Source organism: Finegoldia magna (assembly GCF_018371055.1).
Lineage (GTDB): Bacteria > Bacillota > Clostridia > Tissierellales > Peptoniphilaceae > Finegoldia > Finegoldia magna_I.
Window position 1 is genome coordinate 1 of record NZ_JAGYZD010000297.1, and the last position, 1,824, is coordinate 1,824.

At 34.6% G+C, this 1,824-nt stretch carries 2 protein-coding genes and 1 pseudogene; 2 read left to right on the forward strand and 1 reads right to left on the reverse strand.

What is annotated here, in order from left to right:
• A partial coding sequence (locus KHW44_RS09265) for an arsenic metallochaperone ArsD family protein (RefSeq protein WP_304068787.1) occupies positions 1–277 on the reverse strand: 277 nt, incomplete at its 3' end.
• Between the two features lie 82 nt (positions 278–359).
• Here KHW44_RS09265 and KHW44_RS09270 point away from each other — a divergent pair.
• Positions 360–1,136, forward strand: coding sequence for a TraX family protein (locus tag KHW44_RS09270; protein WP_304068790.1), 777 nt, complete (start codon positions 360–362; stop codon positions 1,134–1,136).
• Positions 1,137–1,195: 59 nt separating this feature from the next.
• A pseudogene (locus tag KHW44_RS09275) lies at positions 1,196–1,824 on the forward strand (hypothetical protein); the annotation flags it as partial.

A 1,824-nucleotide genomic window follows, 5' to 3' on the forward strand; every position in this document is an offset into this window, starting at 1 on the left:
AATCCAATATTTCGTAGCTTTTTGGATATCTTCCCGAAAGCACAACTTTTCCATCTACAACTGTGATTGGAAGTTTCATTCCGTCATCAATTTTCTGTGCAATCCCCTGTTGTTCGAATATTTCGGGATTCTTGTTTATTTTGAACCTGTCGACAACGACCTTTTTTGTTTTTAATTTCTCCAAGAAAAATGACAACATCACAGAATTTCTATTATCCATTTCATTTTCGAACAAATTATTCTCGTCTACTTTGTTCTCAAAAATCATCATTTTCATACTATCACCTATTATAATTATATCAGATAATAATGTGCTTTATTTATGATAAAATAGTTGTAACAAATTCAAGGAGATTATCATGCAACTTTTAACTGAAACTCAAAGGAAACATTATTTGGATATTTGGCACAGAGACAATGGAATATCAAGTTCTGGACTTAAAGTAATCGCCTGTATATCCATGCTTATCAGTCACATTGTGCAATGCAATATGCTTCAAAAATTCAACATTTATCCTACGATGACACTCACATCATCTGACTGGAGAGTCACAGTAGGAGCGTTAATGCTTTTTATCGGAAGAATTGCATTTCCGATTTTCGCATTTCTGATTGTAAATGGAATGTTTCTAACTAGAAGCGTAGAAAAATACATAATAAGGTTGTTTTCCTTTGCGATTATTTCAGAAATTCCTTTTGATTTGGCGATTAGTGGTGAAATGTTCGATTTTTATCACCAAAATGTGTTCTTCACGTTGGCACTTTCTGCGTGTCTTATATTTGTCGTAGAAAAAATCGATAAGTTCGACCAATCAAATTTAATAAAGACGATTTTAAAATTAATTTCCGTTGCTATTTTCTGTGTAATCGCCAATTACTACCACACAGATTATTCTATGCTTGGAATTTTAGCGGTGTTTTTGTTGTATTTGGGCTCATCTTCCAGAAGAAACACTTACATAGCGATATTGTTCGGGTATTTTTTCGAAGCGTATATGTATTTGTTCGTGTATCTGTCGATTCCCATCATTCACTTTTACAACGGCAAAAAAGGCAACATCAACAAATGGGCATTCTACATTTTCTATCCTGCGCATTTGTTGTTAATTAGTTTTATTAGAGATGTCGTGTTGTAGTTTGAATTTTAAGCTGAAATACATTAGAATTATATATTATACTTTTAATGGAGAATTTTATGGAGAAAACTAAAAAACAAAGTGAAATTTCACTGGAATCTTTTGTGACAATCGCTGTCGTTTTCGGACTTTTCGGCTACATTGCAAAAGTTATGGGTCTTGGCAATATGTTCAATACTTTGATGAAAACGGCGCACGATTTGCTGCTTAACACTGTGTTTTTCATAATGGCAATCGCAGTTTTAACAGGTGCGTTGTCCAAGCTTTTAAGCGAATTTGGAGTTATTGCGCTAATCAATAAGATCATCAGCCCTATTATGAAACCACTTTACAATTTACCTGGAGCTTCGGCGCTTGGTATATTGACGACGTTCTTGTCGGATAATCCGGCAATCATTGGACTTGCAAAGGACAAAGGATTTGCAAAATATTTCAAGAATTATCAGCTTCCTACGTTGTGCAATTTGGGAACATCGTTCGGTATGGGATTTATCGTGTGGACTTTTATGTCTTCACTTGGAAATGGTACGGAATTTTTCAAGGCGGCATCGCTTGGAGTTTTGGGAGCAGTAGTGGGATCCGTTGTTTCTGTAAGAATCATGATGCATTTTACGAAAAAATTCTACGCCGATACTGATGAACAAGTGGAATTTGAAGAAGAACAAATCTTAGATGAAAAAGAAGATTT